The following is a 20,068-nucleotide window of genomic DNA, read 5'->3' as shown; positions in this document are numbered from 1 at the left end:
TCACCCAGGTCAAGAGCTCGACGAAGAGTTCTCCAGACGAGGAGTTGGTCCCGCATGGCCGCCGAACTCACCGCGCACGATCTGATCGCCAAGCACCGGCCCACCCTCGACCAGGCCCTGGAGGCGATCCGCACCCGCGCGTACTGGTCCCCGCACCCCGAGCACCCCAAGGCCTACGGGGAACACGGCAGTCTGGACGCGGCGGCGGGCAAGGCCGCATTCGACGCCCTCCTCGGCACCCGCCTCGACCTGGGCCAGCCCGGCACGGACGACTGGGTGGGCGGCGAGGTCTCCCCGTACGGCATCGAGCTGGGCGTGACCTACCCGCACGCGGACGTGGACGTGCTGCTGCCCGCCATGAAGGCCGGACAGCGCGCCTGGCGGGACGCCGGCGCCGAGATCCGCGCGGTGGTCTGCCTCGAGATCCTCAAGCGGATCAGCGACCGGACGCACGCGTTCGCGCACGCGGTCATGCACACCTCCGGCCAGGCCTTCATGATGGCCTTCCAGGCGGGCGGCCCCCACGCCCAGGACCGCGGCCTGGAGGCCGTGGCGTACGCGTACGCCGAGCAGGTCCGCACGCCCGACACGGCCGAGTGGACCAAGCCGCAGGGCAAGCGCGACCCGCTCGCGCTGACCAAGCGGTTCACCCCGGTCCCGCGCGGCGTCGCCCTGGTCATCGGCTGCAACACCTTCCCGACCTGGAACGGCTACCCGGGCCTGTTCGCCTCCCTCGCCACCGGCAACGCGGTCCTGGTCAAGCCCCACCCGCGCGCGGTGCTGCCGCTGGCGCTCACCGTGGGGGTCGCGCGCGAGGTGCTCGCCGAGGCCGGTTTCGACCCGAACCTGGTCGCGCTGGCCGCCGAGCGGCCCGGCGAGGGCATCGCCAAGACCCTGGCGACCCGCCCCGAGATCAGGATCATCGACTACACCGGCTCGACCTCCTTCGGCGACTGGCTGGAGGCCAACGCCCGCCAGGCGCAGGTGTACACGGAGAAGGCCGGCGTCAACACCGTGCTCGTGGAGTCCACCGCGAACTACAAGGGCATGCTCTCCAACCTGGCCTTCTCGCTGTCCCTCTACAGCGGCCAGATGTGCACCACCCCGCAGAACCTGCTCATCCCCCGCGACGGCATCCGCACCGACGAGGGCCCCAGGACCTACGACGAGGTCGTCGCCGACCTGGCCCGCGCGGTCGACGGTCTCCTCGGCGACGACGCCCGCGCGAACGCCCTGCTCGGCGCGATCGTGAACCCGGACGTCAAGGCCCGTCTGGAGGCGGCGGCCGGCCTCGGCGAGGTCGCGCTCGCCTCCCGCGAGGTCGCCAACCCCGACTTCCCGGACGCGGTCGTGCGCACGCCCGTGATCGTGAAGCTGGACGGAGCCAAGCCGGACGACGAGGCCGCCTACATGAGCGAGTGCTTCGGACCGGTCTCCTTCGCCGTCGCCGTCGACTCGGCCGAGGACGCGCTCGCGCTGCTGCGGCGCACGATCCGCGAGAAGGGCGCGATGACGGTCGGCGCCTACACGACCGACGCGGAGGTCGAGCAGGCCGTCGAGGAGGTCTGCATGGAGGAGGCCGCCCAGCTGTCCCTCAACCTCACCGGCGGGGTCTACGTCAACCAGACGGCCGCCTTCTCCGACTTCCACGGCTCGGGCGGCAACCCGGCGGCCAACGCGGCCCTCACCGACGGCGCGTTCGTCGCGGGCCGCTTCCGGGTGGTGGAGGTCCGCCGGGAGGCGTAGTCCCCGGCTCAGACGGGTGCGCCCCCGCCGGCGCTCCAGTGGTACAGCGTCATGGCCACACTGGTGGCGAGGTTGTAGCTGGAGACCTGGGGGCGCATCGGCAGGGCCAGCAGGTGGTCGGCCCGCGCGCGGAGCTCCGCGGACAGCCCGCTGCGCTCCGAGCCGAAGGCGAGGACGGCGTCGTCCGGGAGCTTCACCCCGCGGATGTCCTCGCCCTCCGGGTCGAGCGCGAACACCGGGCCGGGCGGCAGTTCCGCGACGGTCAGCCGTTCCACGGCGGTCGCGAAGTGCAGCCCCGCCCCACCGCGCACGACGGTCGGGTGCCAGGGATCGAGGGTGCCGGTGGTGACCACGCCGGTCGCCCCGAAACCGGCGGCCAGCCGGATCACGGCCCCCGCGTTCCCCAGGTTGCGCGGCTCGTCGAGGACGACGACGGGCGCGGTGCGCGGCATCCGGGCCAGCGCCCGCAGATGCGCCTCACGGGCGGGCCGTACGGCCAGGGCGGCCACGGCGGTGGGATGCGGCCGCGGCACGAGCGAGGCGTACGTCTCCTGCGACACCTCCGTCAGCAGCGCGTCCAGCGTCGCCCGTACGTCGGGGGCGAGGTCGTCGGCGAGGGCGAGCACCGCCCGCCGGTCGACGGCGACCGCCACCGGGACCTCGGCCCCGAAGCGCACGGCGTGCTTCACGGCGTGGAAGCCGTCCAGCAGCACGGAGACGTCGGCGAGCCGGCGCCACAGGGCGAGCGGATCGGTCATGCCGTGAAGCCTACGCGGCTGGGTTCGGCCTCCTGGATCGGCGGCGCGTCCGGCCGCTCCGGGACGGAGGCTCCGTCCCGCGCCAGAACCGCGGCACGCGCGCGTGCCGCCCATCCGCCCAGCCGGCGCAGGAACGACGTCGGAAGGAACACCGCGTCGGCCGCGATCATCGCCAGCGAGAAGAACGGCAGTCCGAGCACCACGGCGATCACCGCGTGCTCGATCATCATGGCCACGAGCAGGACGTTCTTCACCCGCCGGTTGAACACCGTGAAGGGGAAGGCGACCTGCACGACGACCGTCGCGTACGTCACGAGCATCAGCATCGTGCCGTTGGCGGACAGCAGGTCGCCGAGGGCGGGCCAGGGCGAGAAGTAGTCCAGTTGCAGCGGGTAGTAGACGGCGGTGCCGTCCTGCCAGCGCGAACCCTGGATCTTGTACCAGCCGGCCGTGGCGTAGATCAGACAGGCCTCGGCCATGATCACCAGCAGGGCCCCGTTGTGCAGGACGTTGGTGACGACGTCCAGCAGGATCCGGGGCTCGGCGGACTGGGGCAGGCGTCCCACGGCCCACCACAGGCCCTGCGCGGCCCACGCCGCCCACAGGATCGCCGGCACCATCCAGTCGCCGTCGAAGCGGCCCGTCCCGGTCGCCGCGACCAGCGCGACCCCCGACGCGCCCCACAGCGCGGGCCCGACCCGGTCGGTCACCCGCTCACCCCGCGCGCGTGCGTCGGCCGTACGCCGCGCCCGCCGCGCGTCCAGCGACCACACCTGGCCGCACCGGGTGAACACGAGGTAGATCGACATCAGGTGCAGCACGTTGTCGCCGCCGTCGCCCATGAAGACACTGCGGTTCTGCAGCGAGAGCACGCCCACCATGAACAGCACCGACATCGTGCGGGTGCGCCAGCCGAGCAGCAGCAGCACGCTCGCCAGCACCGCCAGCGCGTACACGGCCTCGAACCAGCCCCGCGTGTCCGACCACATCAGCACCGTGAAGGCGCCGTTGCCCTCGATCAGCCGCCGCGCCAGCTCCCAGCTCCAGGGGCCGTCGGGGCCGTACAGTTCCGCGCGGTGGGGCAGCTCGCGCAGCAGGAACAGCAGCCAGGTCAGACTGAAGCCGATGCGGACCACGGCGGTCTGGTACGGCCCGAGCGCGGACTGGGTCACGCGCGCTATGACGGCGGCCACCGACAGGGAGAACCGGTTCATCGCACGCCTCCCTCGGTCTCGGCGGCCGCCACCGGCCACCAGGGCAGCACGCGGTACACCGGCGTCGACGTGACCTTCTCGCCGCTCCACGAGGGCGGCGGCACATTGGTGGTCTGCGAGCGGACCTGGACCCGCTCCACGCGGCCGTCCGGCCCGACCGCACCGCCCCGCTCCAGGCGCAGCACGATGATGCGGCGCAGGTACTCCTCGGAGAGGGCTCCGCGCGGGCCCAGCGAGCGGTTATCGGAGTCGTGCGAGCCCAGGTAGAAGTCCCAGGCGCGGCGCAGTTCGTTCTGCTGGGTGTGGCTGGGCAGCAGATTGCCGTCGATGTCCCGGCCGTCCTGCGCGGAGAGGTCGTACCAGCCGGTGGTCCGCGAGGAGCCGTCCGCCGTGCGGATGTCGGCGCGGACCTGGACGGCGATGTTCTGCTGCAACGGGTTCGGCGCGAACAGCTTCCAGTTCTGCTCGAACTCGGGGAAGACCCACTCGTCGATCGCCTTGCCGTGCGTCTTGGTGATCGTGTTGGACGGCGCGACGTGCAGGAAGACCATGCCGAGGTGCACACAGACGCCGACCGCGACGACCGCGAGCGCCAGGGCGGCGGCTATCTGGTAGCGGGGGGAGAGTGCGGCCACGCCGGTGCGGGGGTCGGGGGCCGCGGGGGGAGCGGGCGGAGCGGGCGTGGGTATGGCGGCGAGGACCGCGGGGGTACCCACGCCGGCTCGGGGGCCGGGCTTCGCGGCTCGGGTCGGATCCACCGCATCAGCGGTCTCATCGGCCCCGGCAGCCTCGGTGGCCTTGGCCCTGACGGCCTCGGTGGCCTCCCTGGCCTCCCAGCTCTCCGTGGGCTCTCTTGCCTCACCGGCCTCGACCGCATCTGTGGCCTCAGGTCGCTCCCGGTCGCGGTCGGGGCCCTGGGAGGAACCGGCACGCGCCTCGGCGCCTCCCGCGGAGGAGTCCGAGGGTGCTTCCGAGCCCCCCGATCGGGCTGCTGCCGAGCCGTTCTTCACCGGCGGACCGTCCGTGGGCCACCCCGCCTCGGGCCCGGGCACCGCCCCCGCCTCCCGTGGGGCGTCAGAGCCTCCGTCGTACGCGTCCATTCCGCCCCGTTCCCCGATTCCGGTCCGTCTTCCGACTGCTGTGCCGCGCCACGCCCATCCGCTCGGCCGCGTCCACCGCACCGCGCGCCCGCTCATGCGCGCCCGCCCGTGCGCCACCGCGCACAGCCGAACGGCCTTCGCACGTGCCGTCGCACAGTCGCCGCACGAACGGTACTCAGCCCCGCCCATACCGCGCAGCCCTCCCCCCGGACCGGCCCGTCCCGGCGGCGCCGCGGCCGTGGGACGTCGGGCGCGCGCCAGTTGTCCACAGGCAGGCCCGCAGGTTGTCCACAGCGGTTGACACCTTACGACGACCGTCTCACCATGGAATCGCACGGACCGAACGATCGGTCGGGAGAAGGCTCGGGCAGAGCCCAAGGTCGAGGGGGACCGCATGGCGACAGCAGCCGCGCACCAGCCGGCCCGCACACAGCAGTACGCGGCCTACGACGGCACAACCGACGCCGGCACGGCCGAAGACGCCCACCAGCGCGCCTTCGACGCCGCCGTGGCCGCCGACGAGCGCATCGAGCCACGGGACTGGATGCCCGACGCCTACCGCGCCACCCTGGTCCGCCAGATCGCCCAGCACGCCCACTCCGAGATCATCGGCATGCAGCCGGAGGCCAACTGGATCACGCGCGCGCCCTCCCTGCGCCGCAAGGCCATCCTCATGGCGAAGGTCCAGGACGAGGCGGGCCACGGCCTGTACCTCTACAGCGCCGCCGAGACCCTGGGCACCGGCCGCGACGAACTGCTCGACAAGCTGCACACCGGCCGCCAGAAGTACTCCTCGATCTTCAACTACCCCACGCTCACCTGGGCGGACGTCGGCGCGATCGGCTGGCTCGTGGACGGCGCCGCCATCACCAACCAGGTCCCCCTGTGCCGCTGCTCCTACGGCCCGTACGCGCGCGCGATGGTCCGCATCTGCAAGGAGGAGTCCTTCCACCAGCGCCAGGGGTACGAGCTGCTGCTGGCCCTCAGCCGCGGCACCCCCGAGCAGCACGCGATGGCCCAGGACGCGGTGGACCGCTGGTGGTGGCCGTCGCTGATGATGTTCGGCCCGCCCGACGACGAGTCCGCGCACTCCGCCCAGTCGATGGCCTGGAAGATCAAGCGCCACTCCAACGACGAGCTGCGCCAGCGCTTCGTCGACATCTGCGTCCCCCAGGCGGAGTCCCTGGGCCTCACCCTCCCCGACCCCGACCTGCGGTGGAACGAGGAGCGGGGGCACTACGACTTCGGCCCGATCGACTGGACGGAGTTCAAGGAGGTCCTCAAGGGCAACGGCCCGTGCAACGAACAGCGGATCACCCAGCGCAGGCGGGCGCACGACGAGGGCGCCTGGGTACGGGAGGCGGCCGCGGCCTACGCGGTCAAACACAGCGGTGCGGCGGGCACCGGCGAGACGGGAGCGGAACAGGCATGACGAACACCGACTGGCCCCTGTGGGAGGTCTTCGTGCGCTCCCGCCGCGGCCTCTCCCACACCCACGCCGGCAGCCTCCACGCGCCCGACGCGGAGTTCGCCCTGCGCAACGCCCGCGACCTGTACACCCGGCGCGGCGAGGGCGTCTCGATCTGGGTCGTGCCGTCCACGGCGGTCACCGCGTCCTCGCCCGACGAGAAGGACCCGTTCTTCGAACCGTCCGCCGACAAGCCGTACCGGCACCCGACGTTCTACGAGATCCCGGAGGGGGTGAAGCACCTGTGACCACGACCGCTCACGCCGCGAGGAACGCCGCCCTCGCCCTCGGCGACGACGCCCTGGTGCTCTCCCACCGCCTGGGGGAGTGGATGGGCCACGCGCCCGTGCTGGAGGAGGAGGTCGCCCTCGCCAACATCGCCCTCGACCTGCTGGGCCAGGCCCGCGTCCTGCTGTCGACGGCCGGCGACGAGGACGAACTGGCCTACCTGCGCGAGGAACGCGCCTTCCGCAACCTCCAACTGGTCGAGCAGCCCAACGGCGACTTCGCCCACACCATCGCCCGCCAGCTGTACTTCTCCACCTACCAGCACCTGCTGTACGACCGGCTGGCGGCGACGGACGGCCCGTTCGCGGGGCTGGCGGCCAAGGCGGTCAAGGAGGTCGCCTACCACCGCGACCACGCCGAGCAGTGGACCCTCAGACTGGGCGACGGCACCGACGTCAGCCATGAGCGGATGCGGCTGGCCTGTGCCGCCCTGTGGCGGTTCACCGGAGAGATGTTCCAGCCGGTGGACGGCATCGACACCGACTGGGCGGGCCTGGAGACGGCCTGGCTGGAATCGGTCGGGGACATCCTGCGCCGGGCCGGCCTCGCGCTGCCCGAGGGGCCGCGGACCGGGGCGTGGAGCGCCGGCGCGGGCCGCCAGGGCCTGCACACCGAGTCCTTCGGCCGGATGCTCGCCGAGATGCAGCACCTGCACCGCAGCCACCCGGGGGCGTCATGGTGACGCTCACCCCGCTGGAGGCGGAGCTTTTCGAGGTCGCCGGCTCGGTACCCGACCCCGAGCTGCCCGTGATCACGCTCCAGGAACTCGGCGTCCTGCGCGCGGTGCACGTGCGCGACGGGGACGCCGTCGAGGTGGAGCTGACCCCGACGTACACCGGCTGCCCGGCCGTGGAGGTGATGTCCCTGGACATCGAACGGGCGCTGCGCGAGCACGGCGTCCGGGACGTCACCGTGCGCACGGTGCTCGCCCCCGCCTGGTCCACGGACGACATCTCCGCCGAAGGACGCCGCAAACTGCGGGAGTTCGGCATAGCGCCCCCACGCACCCGGACGGCGTCCGGGCCGGTCGCCCTCACCCTCGGTCCGACCCGCGGGAACATCCCGGCGGAGCCGGCCGACGACCCGGTCCGCTGCCCGCACTGCGGTTCCCCGGACACCGAGCTGCTCAGCCGCTTCTCCTCCACCGCCTGCAAGGCGCTGCGGCGCTGCCTCGCCTGCCGTGAACCCTTCGACCACTTCAAGGAGTTGTGATGGCCCGCTTCCACCCGCTCCCCGTGGCCGCGGTGGACCGGCTCACCGACGACTCCGTCGCCCTCACCCTCACCGTCCCTCCCGACCTGCGCGAGGAGTACCGGCACGCCGCCGGCCAGCACCTCGCCCTGCGGCGCACCACCGACGGGACCGAGATCCGGCGGACCTACTCCATCTGCTCGCCCGCGCCCGACCCCGGCGGCGAGGGCCCGCGCAGCCTGCGGGTGGGCGTGCGCTTGGTGGAGGGCGGGGCCTTCTCGACGTACGCGCTCAAGGAGATCGCCGTCGGCGACGAGCTGGAGGTGATGACACCGGCGGGCCGGTTCACCCTCGAGCCGGCGCCCGGCCTGTACGCGGCGATCGTCGGCGGCAGCGGCATCACACCCGTGCTGTCGATCGTCTCCACCCTGCTGGCACGCGAGCCCGAGGCTCGTTTCTGCCTCATCCGCAGTGACCGGACGGCCGCCTCGACGATGTTCCTGGAGGAGGTCGCCGACCTCAAGGACCGGTACCCGGACCGGTTGCAGCTGGTCACCGTGCTCTCCCGGGAGGAACAGCAGGCCGGGCTGCCGTCCGGGCGGCTGGACCGGCAGCGGCTGACCTCCCTGCTGCCGGCGCTGCTGCCGGTGACGGACGTGGCCGGATGGTTCCTGTGCGGGCCGTTCGGCCTGGTCCAGGGCGCGGAGCGGGCACTGCGGGAGCTCGGCGTCGCCCGTTCCCGCATCCACGAGGAGATCTTCCACGTGGACGTCACCGGCCCCTCCGCCACCCCGGGCGCGCCCTCGCACGCCACGGTCACCGCCCGCCTTGACGGCCGGGGCGGCAGCTGGCCCGTGCGGGACGGGGAGTCGGTCCTGGAGACGGTCCTGCGCAACCGCCCCGACGCGCCCTACGCCTGCAAGGGCGGAGTCTGCGGCACCTGCCGGGCCTTCCTGGTCTCCGGCGAGGTGCGCATGGAGCGCAACTACGCGCTGGAGCCGGAGGAGACGGAGGCGGGCTACGTCCTGGCCTGCCAGTCGCATCCGCTGACCGAGACGGTGGAGGTGGACTTCGACCGCTGAACCACCGGAGGGAGGCCGGGTGTTCGCGCCGTTGGAGACCGGTGTTCGCACCGTCGAGGACGGTGCCGGCGCCGTCAGGGGTCGAGCCGTCCCATCCCATCCCTTCCGTTCCCTTCTCCTAGAACCTGTTCTATCTTGACGGCCCGTCAGATTCGCTGACCCGTCGGGAGGACAGGACGTGGACTTCACCTTCACCGAGGAGCAGCAGGCGGCGGCTGAGGCCGCCCGAGGAGTCCTCGCCGACGTCGCACCGGACGGTGTGCCCAGTCCCGCCCTCACCAGGGGCGCCGTCGCCGATGACTTCGACCGGGCGCTGTGGGCCGGGCTCGCCGACGCGGACCTGCTGAGCCTGCTGCTCGACGAGGAGTTCGGCGGGGCCGGCCTGGACGCCGTCGCGCTCTGCCTGGTGCTGCGCGAGTCGGCCAAGGTCCTGGCCAGGGTCCCCCTTCTGGAGACCAGCGCGGCCGCAGCCGCCCTCCAGGCGTACGGCTCGCCGGAGTTGAAGTCCGCGCTGCTCAGGCCGGTCGCCCGGGGCGAGGTCGTCCTGACCGTCGCCGCACACGGCCGCACCGGCCACGACCCGGCTGAACTCGCCGTGACCGCCCGGCAGGACGGCGCGGACTGGGTGCTGGACGGAGCGCAGACGGCGGTGCCGTGGGCGTACGACGCCGACCACGTCCTCGTCCCGGCGCACACCGGGGACCACCACAGCGTCCTCGCCCTGGTGCCCCGCGGACACGAGGGAACCGCGCTCGCCGAACAGATCTCCACCACCGGCGAACGGCTCGGCGAACTGCGCCTGGACTCCGCGCGGATCACCGCTCGGGACGTCATCACCGCCGACGGCGCCTGGGAGTGGTTGCGCGGACTGCTGGCCACCGGGACCTGCGCGCTGGCACTCGGCCTCGGCGAACGCGTCCTGCGAATGACCGGCGACTACACCAGCGAACGGAAGCAGTTCGGGCGTCCGATCGCCGGCTTCCAGGCGGTCGCCGTCCAGGCCGCCGACCGCTACATCGACCTGCGTGCCATGGAGGTCACCCTGTGGCAGGCCGCCTGGCGGATCGCCTCAGGCGCACCGGGCACGCTGCCCGCCTCCGGCGACATCGCCGTGGCCAAGATCTGGGCCTCGGAGGGCGTCCGGCGGGTCGTGCAGACCGCGCAGCACCTGCACGGCGGGTTCGGCGCCGACGTCGACTACCCGCTGCACCGCTACCACGCCTGGGCCAAACACCTGGAACTGTCGCTCGGCCCGGCCGCGGCGCACGAGGAGCTGCTGGGCGACCTGCTGGCCGCCCATCCCCTCGGGTGACACCCGCGTCAGACGACGAAGCCGGGCTTCCCCTCGTCGGTCACGACCGGACGGCCGACCGCCGCCCAGTACTGCATGCCGCCGTCGACGTTCACCGCGTCGATGCCCTGCTGGACGAGGTACATCGTGACCTGGGCCGAACGGCCACCGGATCGGCAGATCACATGGACCCGCCCGTCCTGCGGAGCCGCCTCGGTCAGCTCGCCGTACCGCGCCACGAACTCGCTGATGGGGATGTGCAGGGCCCCCTCGGCGTGACCCGCCTGCCACTCGTCGTCCTCACGGACGTCCAGCAGGAAGTCGCCGTCCTTGAGGTCCTCGACCTGGACCGTGGGCACACCAGCTCCGAAACTCATACCCCCGACGCTACCGGACTCGGCGCACACCACGACGGTCCCGGGCCCACCCGCCGCCCGCCCCGGCTGCCCCTGCACGCTCGCCCACCCGCCGCGCACCACACCGCTCGCCCCGCACCACAGGACCGCACGCTGCCCCCTGCCCGCAGCGCACCACACACCGCACGGCGCCACCACATGCAGCACGGCGCCCACCACACCCCGTACGCCGCACGCCGTCCCCCGCCCGGTCGCGCGCCGACCCGAGCGCCTACCCCACCAGCTCCGCCAGCTCGGCCTCCTTCTTGGCGACCTCCGCCAGCAGCTGATCGGCGATCTCGTCCAGCAGACGGTCGGGGTCGTCCGGGGCCAGCCGGAGCATCGCGCCGATGGCGCCCTCCTCCAGTTCCCGGGCGACCAGCGCGAGCATCTCCTTGCGCTCGGCGAGCCACTCCAGGCGGGCGTACAGCTCCTCGCTGGGGCTCGGCCGGCGCTCCGCGGGCGCCGGGCCCGCCGCCCACTCCTCGGCCAGCTCCCGCAGCAGAGCCTCGTCGCCGCGGGCGTAAGCGGCGTTGACGCGGGTGATGAACTCCTCGCGCCGCGCCCGCTCCGCCTCCTCCTGCGCCAGGTCGGGATGGGCCTTGCGGGCCAGCTCACGGTAGAGCTTGCGGGCCTCGTCGCTGGGCCGCACCCGCTCCGGGGGCCGCACCGACTGGTCCGTGAGCATCGCCGCGGCCTCCGGGAGCAGTCCCTCCCCGTCCATCCAGCCGTGGAACAGCTCCTCGACCCCGGGCATCGGCAGCACCCGCGCCCGCGCCTCGGCGGCCTTGCGCAGATCCTCCGGGTCGCCGGTGCGGGCGGCCCGGGCCTCGGCTATCTGCGCCTCCAGCTCGTCGAGCCGGGCGTACATCGGACCGAGTTTCTGATGGTGGAGCCGCGAGAAGTTCTCGACCTCGACGCGGAAGGTCTCCACCGCGATCTCGAACTCGATCAACGCCTGCTCAGCGGCCCGCACGGCCTGCTCCAGCCGCTCTTCGGGCCGCGACTGCTCAGCTTCGGGGGTCGTCACCCGACCAGCGTAGGCCAAGCCCGGGACAGCACCGGAAACGCGCCGTCCCCGCCCCGGGCCCCTCATCGGGAGCCCACGGCCTCCACCGTCCCCCCGGCTGTCACAGTCCTCCTCGTCCCCGCCCTCCCCCACGCGGTGGCTCGGGCCGTCACACCCCCGCCTCCGCCGCGATCCGCCCCGCCCGCACCGCCGCCACCAGCTCCGCGTGGTCGGCTTCCGTGCGGTCGGCGTAGGCGACGGCGAACGCCGCGATCGCCTCGTCCAACTCCTCGTTCTTGCCGCAGTAGCCGGCCACGAGGCGAGGGTCGGCGCTGTGGGAGTGGGCGCGGGCCAGCAGGGCGCCGGTCATCCGGCCGTAGTCGTCGATCTGGTCGGCGGCGAGGGCGGCGGGGTCGACGCTTCCCTTGCGGTTGCGGAACTGGCGAACCTGGAAGGGCCGGCCGTCGACCGTCGTCCAGCCGAGCAGGTTGTCGCTGACGACCTGCATCCGCTTCTGCCCGAGGACCACCCGGCGGCCCTCGTGGTCGACGTCCGACGCCTCGAAGCCGGCGGTCAGCAGATGCGGCACCAGGGCCGACGCCCGGGCCTCCTTCACCTGCAGCACCAGTGACTCGCCCCGGTGGTCCAGCAGCAGGACGACGTACGACCGTGTGCCCACGCTGCCGGTGCCGACGATGCGGAAGGCGACGTCGTGCACCGCGTACCGGGCGAGCAGCGGCAGGCGGTCCTCCGAGAGCGTGGTCACGTACTGCTCCAGGGACGCGGCCACCGCCGCGGCCTCCGCGTCGGACACGCGCCGCAGCACCGGCGGCGCGTCGACGAAGCGGCGGCCGCCCTCCGGCGTCGGCTCGGTCGACTTCGCCGCGAACCGCCCGCTGGTGTTGGCCCGCGCCTTCTCCGAGACCCTCTCCAGGGTGCCCAGCAGGTCGTGGGCGTCGGTGTGGGAGACCAACTCCTCGTCCGCGATGGCGTTCCACGCGTCCAGGACCGGCAGCCTGGCCAGCAGACGCATGGTGCGGCGGTAGGCGCCGGCCGCGCCGTGCGCCGCCTTGCGGCAGGTGTCCTCGTCGGCGCCGGCCTCCCGGCCCGCGAGCACCAGCGAGGCGGCGAGCCGCTTGAGGTCCCACTCCCAGGGGCCGTCGACCGTCTCGTCGAAGTCGTTGAGGTCGATCACCAGGCCGCCGCGGGCGTCGCCGTACAGGCCGAAGTTGGCCGCGTGCGCGTCACCGCAGATCTGGGCGCGGAGCCGGGTCATGGGGGTGCGGGCGAGGTCGTACGCCATGAGCCCCGCCGAGCCGCGCAGGAACGCGAACGGCGTGGCCGCCATCCGGCCCGCCCGTATCGGGGTGAGCTCGGGGATGCGCCCCCGGTTGGACTCCTCGACCGCCGTCACCACCTCCGGGCGGGAGGCGTCCAGGTCGAGTTCGGCGTGCGCCGAGCGGGGCACCCGGCGGCGCAGCGCCTTGCCCTCCTCCTTCGGAGACCCCGCGACCGGCCAACCGGCGAAACCACGCACCCGGGGAAGCCGCGGCCCCGCGCCGGTGCTCGTCCCCACCCCGCCCTCGGTCACCATGGCTGACCGCCTCCCCCGCACGTCACCGTGGCTCGTCACACGGCTCGGACACCGGCCCGACGAGCCGAACATCAACTCGTGCCGACCGTACAGCCCGACGGCCGGACCGCGTCAGACCCTGTGGACAACTGCCCGCCTGTGGACAACCCGGGGCGCGACCCACTACTCCCCGTGAGATACCTCACGCACACAGAGCCCCGGCCCACCACACCCCGCCGACGGCCCCACACGAAGAAGCCCCGCAGGTCTGAGACCTGCGGGGCTTCCAGCTGTGCGCGAGGGGGGAGTTGAACCCCCACGCCCTTTCGGGCACTGGAACCTGAATCCAGCGCGTCTGCCTATTCCGCCACCCGCGCATTGGGTGTGTCCTCGGGCTGCTTTGTGGGCTTTTCGGCCCGGCGGCGCCTTCCGACATGCAGAACATTAGCACGCTGGGCAGGGTGCGTTCACATCCCTTCCCCCGGGGCAGGGGGACACCAGGAAGGCGTCCGGCAACCTCCGTACGTCTCGGCGGCAACCGGTTCACGTATCAACCTCGTACCTATGACGGCCGTCTCCCCCGGAGCCGGACGAGGTCCACAGTCAGGTGCGGGACACTGGTCCTCGGCCGCCTCTACGATCCTGGGCATAAGCAGGTACAGAGGAGGGTGTCGACACCCGTCGACGGGGCCGACAGGGGGAACCAGCCGATTCACCGGCGCGTGGATACGATCAGTAAGCAGTACCAGGTAAGCAGCAGGACGCGGGACGCAAGTCACGACGGAGGAGGTGCCCCATGGGAGTCCTGAAGAAGTTCGAGCAGCGTCTCGAGGGTCTGGTCAACGGCACCTTCGCCAAGGTCTTCAAGTCCGAGGTCCAGCCCGTCGAGATCGCGGGAGCGCTCCAGCGCGAGTGCGACAACAACGCGACGATCTGGAACCGCGACCGCACGGTCGTGCCCAACGACTTCATCGTGGAGCTCAGCGCGCCGGACCACGAGCGCCTGAGCCCCTACTCCGGCCAGCTCGGCGACGAGCTCGCCGGCATGGTGCGCGACTACGCCAAGCAGCAGCGCTACACCTTCATGGGGCCGATCAAGGTCACCCTGGAGAAGGCGGACGACCTCGACACCGGCCTGTACCGGGTGCGCAGCCGTACGCTCGCCTCCTCCAGCAGCCAGCAGGCCCCCGAGCGCGCGCCGGCCGGCGGCCAGCGCCCCGGCGGCTACGGCTACCCGCCCGCCGGCGCCCCCGCCGCACCGCCCATGCCGTCCGCGCCGCCGCCCGGCGCCCCCGGCGCCCGCCCCGGCGGCTACGGCTACCCGCCCGCCGCGGGGGCCCAGCGCCCCGGCGCGGCCGCGGGCGGCGGCCTGGCCGGCGCCCCGCAGCCCGGATCCCGCACCCGGCACTGGATCGAGATCAACGGCAACCGCCACCAGATCTCCCGCCCGACGCTCGTCCTGGGCCGCAGCACCGAGGCCGACGTGCGGATCGACGACCCCGGCGTCTCCCGCAGGCACTGCGAGATCCGGACCGGAACGCCCTCGACGATCCAGGATCTCGGATCCACCAACGGCATCGTGGTGGACGGGCAGCACACCACCCGCGCTACGCTCCGCGACGGCTCGCGGATCGTCGTGGGCAGCACCACCGTTATCTATAGGCAAGCCGAAGGGTGAAGCGGGGGCAATGTCAGAGCTGACCCTCACGGTCATGCGGCTGGGTTTCCTGGCCGTACTGTGGCTGTTCGTGATCGTGGCCGTGCAGGTCATCCGCAGCGACCTGTTCGGTACGCGCGTCACCCAGCGCGGCTCGCGCCGGGAGAGCGCGCGCCCGCAGCAGGCCGCCGCCCGGCAGGCCGCGCCCCCGCAGCAGCGCCAGCAGGCCGCCGGTGGCCGCCAGCGCCGTAACGCCCCCTCCAAGCTCGTGGTGACCGAGGGCACCCTCACCGGCACCACCGTCGCGCTCCAGGGCCAGACGATCACGCTGGGCCGCGCGCACGACAGCACGATCGTGCTGGACGACGACTACGCCTCCAGCCGCCATGCCAGGATCTACCCGGACCGCGACGGCCAGTGGATCGTCGAGGACCTGGGCTCCACCAACGGCACGTACCTCGACCGAACGCGGCTGACGACTCCCACACCGATCCCGCTGGGCGCGCCGATCCGTATCGGCAAGACCGTCATCGAGCTGCGGAAGTAGTACGACAATGAGCGAGCGGAGCGAGCACGCAACGGCGGCCGGCACCCCGGGCCCCGGCGCGCTCCCGACCGGAGGGTGGGCAGTGTGGCTCGACACGACCGGCTGTACCCGGGGCCGACGGGCGAGGTGGGCATGAGTCTGTCACTGCGCTTCGCCGCCGGATCGCACAAGGGGATGATCCGGGAGGGCAACGAGGACTCCGGTTACGCCGGTCCGCGACTGCTCGCCATCGCCGACGGCATGGGCGGCGCCGCCGCCGGTGAGGTCGCCTCCTCCGAGGCGATCTCCACGATCGTCGCGCTCGACGACGACGTGCCCGGCTCGGACGTGCTCACCTCGCTCGGCGCGGCCGTCCAGCGCGCCAACGACCAGCTGCGCGCCATGGTCGAGGAGGACCCCCAGCTCGAAGGCATGGGGACGACACTGACCGCGCTGCTGTGGACGGGCCAGCGACTCGGCCTGGTCCACGTCGGCGACTCGCGCGCCTACCTGCTGCGCGACGGCGTGCTGACGCAGATCACCCAGGACCACACCTGGGTGCAGCGGCTGGTCGACGAGGGCCGCATCACCGAGGAAGAGGCCACCACCCACCCCCAACGCTCCCTGCTGATGCGGGCGTTGGGCAGCGGCGAGCACGTCGAGCCCGATCTGTCGATCCGTGAGGTCCGGGCCGGCGACCGCTACCTGATCTGCTCCGACGGGCTGTCCGGGGTGGTCTCCCACCAGACCCTCGAGGACACCCTCGCCAGCTACCAGGGCCCGCAGGAGACCGTGCAGGAGCTGATCCAGCTCGCGCTGCGCGGCGGCGGCCCCGACAACATCACCGTCATCGTCGCCGACGTCCTCGACCTCGACACCGGCGACACCCTCGCCGGGCAGCTGTCCGACACCCCGGTCGTGGTCGGCGCCGTCGCCGAGAACCAGCACCAGCTGCACGACAACGGCATCATGCAGACCCCGGCCGGCCGCGCCGCCGGCCTCGGCCGCCAGGGCCAGGGACACGGCGGGGGCGGTGAGTTCGGCCCGCCCGGCTCCGGTGACGTGACCGGGTTCATCCCCACCGGCGGTTTCGGCGACTACACCGACGACGACTTCGTCAAGCCCCGCAAGAGCCGCAAGTGGCTGAAGAGATCGTTCTACACCGCCCTCACGCTCGCCGTCATCGGCGGCGGGCTGTACGGCGGCTGGCGCTGGACGCAGACGCAGTACTACGTCGGCACCAAGGGCGAGCACCTCGCGCTGTACCGCGGCATCAGCCAGGACCTGGCCTGGGTCTCGCTCTCGGAGGTGGAGAAGGACCACCCCGAGATCGAACTCAAGTACCTCCCCGAGTACCAGCAGAAGCAGGTCGAGGCGACGATCCCCGCGGGCAGCCTGTCCAGCGCCCGGAAGAAGATCGGCGAGCTGGCCGTGCAGGCCTCCGCGTGCAAGAAGCAGGTGGAGTCGGCCACGGCCCGGAGCCAGAAGACCTCCAAGACCGGCGAGGGCGAGGCCGGGGGCACCACGGGAACCACTCCCTCCTCCCTCACGTCCAAGGCGACACCGAGTCCCTCGGTGTCCGCGTCCCCGACCGCAACCGCGACCGCCACTCCCAGCCCCGGCCCCACCCTCTCGGAGGAAGAGCAGAAGGTCGTCTCGCTGTGCGGTAAGCAGTAGGCAAGCCGTGAGAGGCCCCGTCACACGATGAGCAGTACAACCAACACGCCGACGCACCACACGTCCACGATCGGCTCGATCGGTACACCGAGCCGGCGCAACACCGAGCTCGCGCTCCTGGTGTTCGCCGTCGTCATCCCGGTGTTCGCCTACGCCAACGTGGGCCTCGCCATCAACGAGCAGGTGCCGTCCGGCCTGCTCGCCTACGGCCTGGGACTCGGCCTGCTGGCCGGCGTCGCCCACCTCGTGGTCCGCAAGTTCGCGCCGTACGCCGACCCGCTGCTGCTGCCGCTGGCCACGCTGCTGAACGGACTGGGACTCGTCGCCATCTGGCGTCTCGACCAGTCCGAGCTGCTGCAGTCCATCCAGCAGGCCGGGACGGCCGCACCGCGCCAGCTGATGTACACGGCGATGGGCATCGCCTTCTTCGTCGTGGTGCTGATCTTCCTCAAGGACCACCGCGTCCTGCAGCGCTACACCTACATCTCCATGGTCGGCGCGCTGTTCCTGCTGCTGCTGCCGCTGGTGCCGGGCCTCGGCAAGAACATCTACGGCGCCAAGATCTGGATCCAGGTCGGCAGCTTCTCCATCCAGCCCGGCGAGTTCGCCAAGATCGTGCTCGCGATCTTCTTCGCCGGCTACCTGATGGTGAAGCGCGACGCGCTCGCGCTGGCCAGCCGCCGCTTCATGGGCCTGTACCTGCCGCGTGGCCGCGACCTCGGCCCGATCCTGGTGGTCTGGTTCATCTCGATCCTCATCCTGGTCTTCGAGACGGACCTCGGCACCTCGCTGCTGTTCTTCGGAATGTTCGTCATCATGCTGTACGTCGCCACCGAGCGGACCAGCTGGATCGTCTTCGGTCTGCTGATGTCGGCCGCCGGCGCGGTCGGCGTGGCCAGCTTCGAACCGCACGTCCAGCAGCGTGTCCAGGCCTGGCTCGACCCGATGAAGGAGTACACGCTCTCCCGGCAGGGCCAGGCGGGCCACTCCGAGCAGGCCATGCAGGCGCTGTGGGCGTTCGGCTCCGGCGGCACCCTCGGCACCGGCTGGGGCCAGGGCCACTCCGAGCTGATCCGCTTCGCCGCCAACTCCGACTTCATCCTCGCGACCTTCGGCGAGGAGCTGGGCCTGGCCGGCGTGATGGCGCTGCTGCTGCTGTACGGCCTGATCGTGGAGCGCGGCGTGCGCACCGCCCTCGCCGCCCGCGACCCGTTCGGCAAGCTGCTCGCCATCGGCCTGTCCGGCGCCTTCGCCCTCCAGGTGTTCGTCGTCGCCGGCGGTGTGATGGGCCTCATCCCGCTCACCGGTATGACGATGCCCTTCCTGGCGTACGGCGGTTCGTCCGTCATCGCCAACTGGGCGCTGATCGGCATCCTCATCAGGATCAGCGACACCGCGCGCCGCCCGGCCCCCGCCCCCGCCTCCAACCCCGACGCCGAGATGACCCAGGTGGTCCGCCCGTCATGAACAAGCCCCTGCGCCGGATCGCGATCTTCTGCGGACTGTTGATCCTCACCCTGCTCATCCGCGACAACTGGCTCCAGTACGCCAAGGCCAACGACCTGGCGACCGACGACGAGAACCGCCGCGTCAACATCGCGCGCTACGCGACCCCGCGCGGCGACATCATCGTCGACGGCAAGGCCATCACCGGATCGGTGGAGAACACCAGCGGCGACTACAAGTTCAAGCGCACCTGGACGAACGGCGCCATGTGGGCGCCGGTCACCGGCTACTCCTCGCAGGCCTTCGGCGCCAACCAGCTGGAGAAGCTCGAGGACGGCATCCTCACCGGCAACGACGACCGGCTCTTCTTCCGCAACACGCTCGACATGATCACGGGCAAGAAGAAGGAGGGCGGCAGCGTCGTCACCACCCTCAACGCCGCCGCGCAGAAGGCCGCGTACGAGGGGCTGAAGGAGCGTGGCAAGGGCGCCGTCGCCGCGATCGAGCCGTCCACCGGCAAGATCCTGGCGCTGGCCTCCACCCCGTCGTACGACCCGTCGAAGTTCGCGGGCACCTCCGACGCGGACGCCAAGGCCTGGAAGGCCGTCCAGAAGGAGAACAACCCCGACGACCCGATGCTGAACCGGGCCCTGCGCGAGACGTACCCGCCGGGTTCGACGTTCAAGGTCGTCACCGCGGCCGCCGCGCTGGAGAACGGCGTGGTCTCGGGCATCGACGACGCCACGAAGACGCCGGACCCCTACCCGCTGCCGCAGTCGACCACGCCCCTCACCAACGAGCACGGCGAGTGCGAGAACGCCTCCCTGCGGTACGCCCTGATGGTGTCCTGCAACACCGTCTTCGCGAAGATGTCCGACACCGTCGGCAACGAGAAGATGATCGAGCAGGCGGAGAAGTTCGGCTACAACGACGCGGAGCTGGACACCCCGGTCCGCGCCGCGGAGAGCGTCTACCCGGAGGACAACCGGCCGCAGAACGCCATGGACGGCATCGGCCAGGCCTCCAACCGCGCCACCCCGCTGCAGATGGCCATGGTCGCCGCGGCCGTCGCCAACGACGGCAAGCTGATGAAGCCGTACATGGTCGACCAGCTGAAGGCCGCGAACCTCGACACCATCGAGACGACCGAGCCGCAGGAGCTGTCGCAGGCCGTCTCCTCCGAGACCGCGCAGAAGCTCCAGCAGATGATGGAGACGGTCGTCAACGATCCCCAGGGCACCGGCGGCAAGGCGAAGATCAACGGCGTCACGGTCGGCGGCAAGACCGGTACCGCCCAGCACGGCCTGAACAACAGCGAGAAGCCGTACGCCTGGTTCATCTCCTACGCGAAGCTGTCCGACGGCAGCGCGCCGGTCGCCGTCGCCGTCGTCGTCGAGGACGGCTCGGCCAACCGTGACGACATCAGCGGTGGCGGTCTGGCGGCCCCCATCGCGAAGGCTGTGATGGAAGCAGTCATCGGCAGCAAGAAGTGACCCCGATCACGTCGCCTACACATCGGTGCACGTTGCGATACCGGTCCTGTATCGGGTGACGGGCTTGGCCAGGTCACACAGCGCCGTCCGGGTACGGTATGCCCGGACGGTAGCCTCCGGCCGCACACGTGTGCCGGTCGGGACCGACGGAGAG

At 72.0% G+C, this 20,068-nt stretch carries 18 protein-coding genes and 1 tRNA gene; 12 read left to right on the top strand and 7 right to left on the bottom strand.

All coding sequences use genetic code 11. The annotated features are described in order from the left end of the window. Positions 1-54: 54 nt before the first annotated feature. Positions 55-1,746: a phenylacetic acid degradation protein PaaN gene (paaN, locus tag ACIBBD_RS07715; protein WP_399418386.1), complete on the top strand. Its 1,692-nt coding sequence runs from the start codon at positions 55-57 to the stop codon at positions 1,744-1,746. An 8-nt stretch (positions 1,747-1,754) separates the two neighbouring features. Here paaN and ACIBBD_RS07710 read toward each other — a convergent pair whose 3' ends face one another. The 3 genes from ACIBBD_RS07710 to ACIBBD_RS07700 are packed head-to-tail and all read right to left on the bottom strand — an operon-like array spanning position 1,755 to position 4,434. Next, the gene (locus ACIBBD_RS07710; protein WP_399418385.1) at positions 1,755-2,504 is read right to left on the bottom strand and encodes a TrmH family RNA methyltransferase; all 750 of its coding nucleotides are present in this window, start codon (positions 2,502-2,504) and stop codon (positions 1,755-1,757) included. Beyond that, positions 2,501-3,718, bottom strand: a complete 1,218-nt coding sequence (locus ACIBBD_RS07705; RefSeq protein WP_399418384.1) for an HTTM domain-containing protein — start codon at positions 3,716-3,718, stop codon at positions 2,501-2,503. The genes ACIBBD_RS07710 and ACIBBD_RS07705 overlap by 4 nt, the downstream gene beginning before the upstream one ends. Next, entirely contained in the window at positions 3,715-4,434 is a 720-nt protein-coding gene (locus ACIBBD_RS07700) for a DUF5819 family protein (RefSeq protein ID WP_399418383.1), read from the bottom strand. Before ACIBBD_RS07700 ends, ACIBBD_RS07705 begins: the two co-directional genes overlap by 4 nt. Positions 4,435-5,212: 778 nt before the next feature. On the opposite strand from ACIBBD_RS07700, the gene paaA reads away from it, so the two are divergent. From paaA to ACIBBD_RS07670, 6 genes are all read left to right on the top strand, one after another. Then, complete coding sequence (gene paaA, locus ACIBBD_RS07695; RefSeq protein ID WP_399418382.1) at positions 5,213-6,250, top strand: 1,2-phenylacetyl-CoA epoxidase subunit PaaA; 1,038 nt, start codon at positions 5,213-5,215, stop codon at positions 6,248-6,250. After that, positions 6,247-6,534, top strand: coding sequence for a 1,2-phenylacetyl-CoA epoxidase subunit PaaB (gene paaB, locus ACIBBD_RS07690; protein ID WP_399418381.1), 288 nt, complete (start codon positions 6,247-6,249; stop codon positions 6,532-6,534). Before paaA ends, paaB begins: the two co-directional genes overlap by 4 nt. Next, positions 6,531-7,256 carry a 1,2-phenylacetyl-CoA epoxidase subunit PaaC gene (gene paaC, locus ACIBBD_RS07685; RefSeq protein ID WP_399418380.1) on the top strand — a complete coding sequence of 242 codons (726 nt, stop codon included), beginning with the start codon at positions 6,531-6,533 and terminating at the stop codon, positions 7,254-7,256. Before paaB ends, paaC begins: the two co-directional genes overlap by 4 nt. Next, complete coding sequence (paaD, locus tag ACIBBD_RS07680) at positions 7,250-7,786, top strand: 1,2-phenylacetyl-CoA epoxidase subunit PaaD (RefSeq protein WP_399418379.1); 537 nt, start codon at positions 7,250-7,252, stop codon at positions 7,784-7,786. Before paaC ends, paaD begins: the two co-directional genes overlap by 7 nt. After that, entirely contained in the window at positions 7,786-8,847 is a 1,062-nt protein-coding gene (locus ACIBBD_RS07675; RefSeq protein ID WP_399418378.1) for a 2Fe-2S iron-sulfur cluster-binding protein, read from the top strand. The genes paaD and ACIBBD_RS07675 overlap by 1 nt, the downstream gene beginning before the upstream one ends. Before the next feature lie 178 nt (positions 8,848-9,025). Beyond that, complete coding sequence (locus ACIBBD_RS07670) at positions 9,026-10,159, top strand: acyl-CoA dehydrogenase family protein (protein WP_399418377.1); 1,134 nt, start codon at positions 9,026-9,028, stop codon at positions 10,157-10,159. A gap of 8 nt (positions 10,160-10,167) precedes the next feature. Here the strand turns inward: ACIBBD_RS07670 and ACIBBD_RS07665 are convergent, their stop codons facing one another. The 4 genes from ACIBBD_RS07665 to ACIBBD_RS07650 all read right to left on the bottom strand — a co-directional run bounded on the left by ACIBBD_RS07665 (position 10,168) and on the right by ACIBBD_RS07650 (position 13,492). After that, positions 10,168-10,497 (bottom strand): rhodanese-like domain-containing protein, encoded by a 330-nt coding sequence (locus ACIBBD_RS07665; RefSeq protein WP_399418670.1) that lies wholly within the window; start codon positions 10,495-10,497, stop codon positions 10,168-10,170. A 268-nt stretch (positions 10,498-10,765) separates the two neighbouring features. Continuing rightward, entirely contained in the window at positions 10,766-11,563 is a 798-nt protein-coding gene (locus ACIBBD_RS07660) for a hypothetical protein (protein WP_399418376.1), read from the bottom strand. Positions 11,564-11,711: 148 nt separating this feature from the next. Beyond that, entirely contained in the window at positions 11,712-13,136 is a 1,425-nt protein-coding gene (locus tag ACIBBD_RS07655; protein WP_399418375.1) for a DUF2252 domain-containing protein, read from the bottom strand. Positions 13,137-13,408: 272 nt separating this feature from the next. Beyond that, a tRNA-Leu gene (locus ACIBBD_RS07650) sits at positions 13,409-13,492 on the bottom strand. A gap of 419 nt (positions 13,493-13,911) precedes the next feature. Between ACIBBD_RS07650 and ACIBBD_RS07645 the strand changes: the two genes are divergently transcribed. From ACIBBD_RS07645 to ACIBBD_RS07625, 5 genes are all read left to right on the top strand, one after another. Further along, complete coding sequence (locus tag ACIBBD_RS07645) at positions 13,912-14,793, top strand: FhaA domain-containing protein (RefSeq protein ID WP_399418374.1); 882 nt, start codon at positions 13,912-13,914, stop codon at positions 14,791-14,793. Between the two features lie 10 nt (positions 14,794-14,803). After that, positions 14,804-15,319, top strand: a complete 516-nt coding sequence (locus ACIBBD_RS07640; protein ID WP_399418373.1) for an FHA domain-containing protein — start codon at positions 14,804-14,806, stop codon at positions 15,317-15,319. A gap of 132 nt (positions 15,320-15,451) precedes the next feature. Continuing rightward, a complete protein-coding gene (locus tag ACIBBD_RS07635) occupies positions 15,452-16,975 on the top strand; it encodes a Stp1/IreP family PP2C-type Ser/Thr phosphatase (RefSeq protein ID WP_399418372.1) in 1,524 nt (507 codons plus the stop codon). A gap of 27 nt (positions 16,976-17,002) precedes the next feature. Further along, complete coding sequence (locus ACIBBD_RS07630; protein ID WP_399418371.1) at positions 17,003-18,442, top strand: FtsW/RodA/SpoVE family cell cycle protein; 1,440 nt, start codon at positions 17,003-17,005, stop codon at positions 18,440-18,442. After that, on the top strand, positions 18,439-19,914 hold the full coding sequence (locus ACIBBD_RS07625) for a penicillin-binding transpeptidase domain-containing protein (RefSeq protein ID WP_399418370.1): 1,476 nt from the start codon (positions 18,439-18,441) through the stop codon (positions 19,912-19,914). The genes ACIBBD_RS07630 and ACIBBD_RS07625 overlap by 4 nt, the downstream gene beginning before the upstream one ends. Positions 19,915-20,068 lie beyond the last annotated feature (154 nt).

This window comes from Streptomyces sp. NPDC051315 (assembly GCF_044455165.1).
Classification (GTDB): domain Bacteria; phylum Actinomycetota; class Actinomycetes; order Streptomycetales; family Streptomycetaceae; genus Streptomyces.
This window is presented reverse-complemented; position numbering and strand designations above follow the sequence as displayed.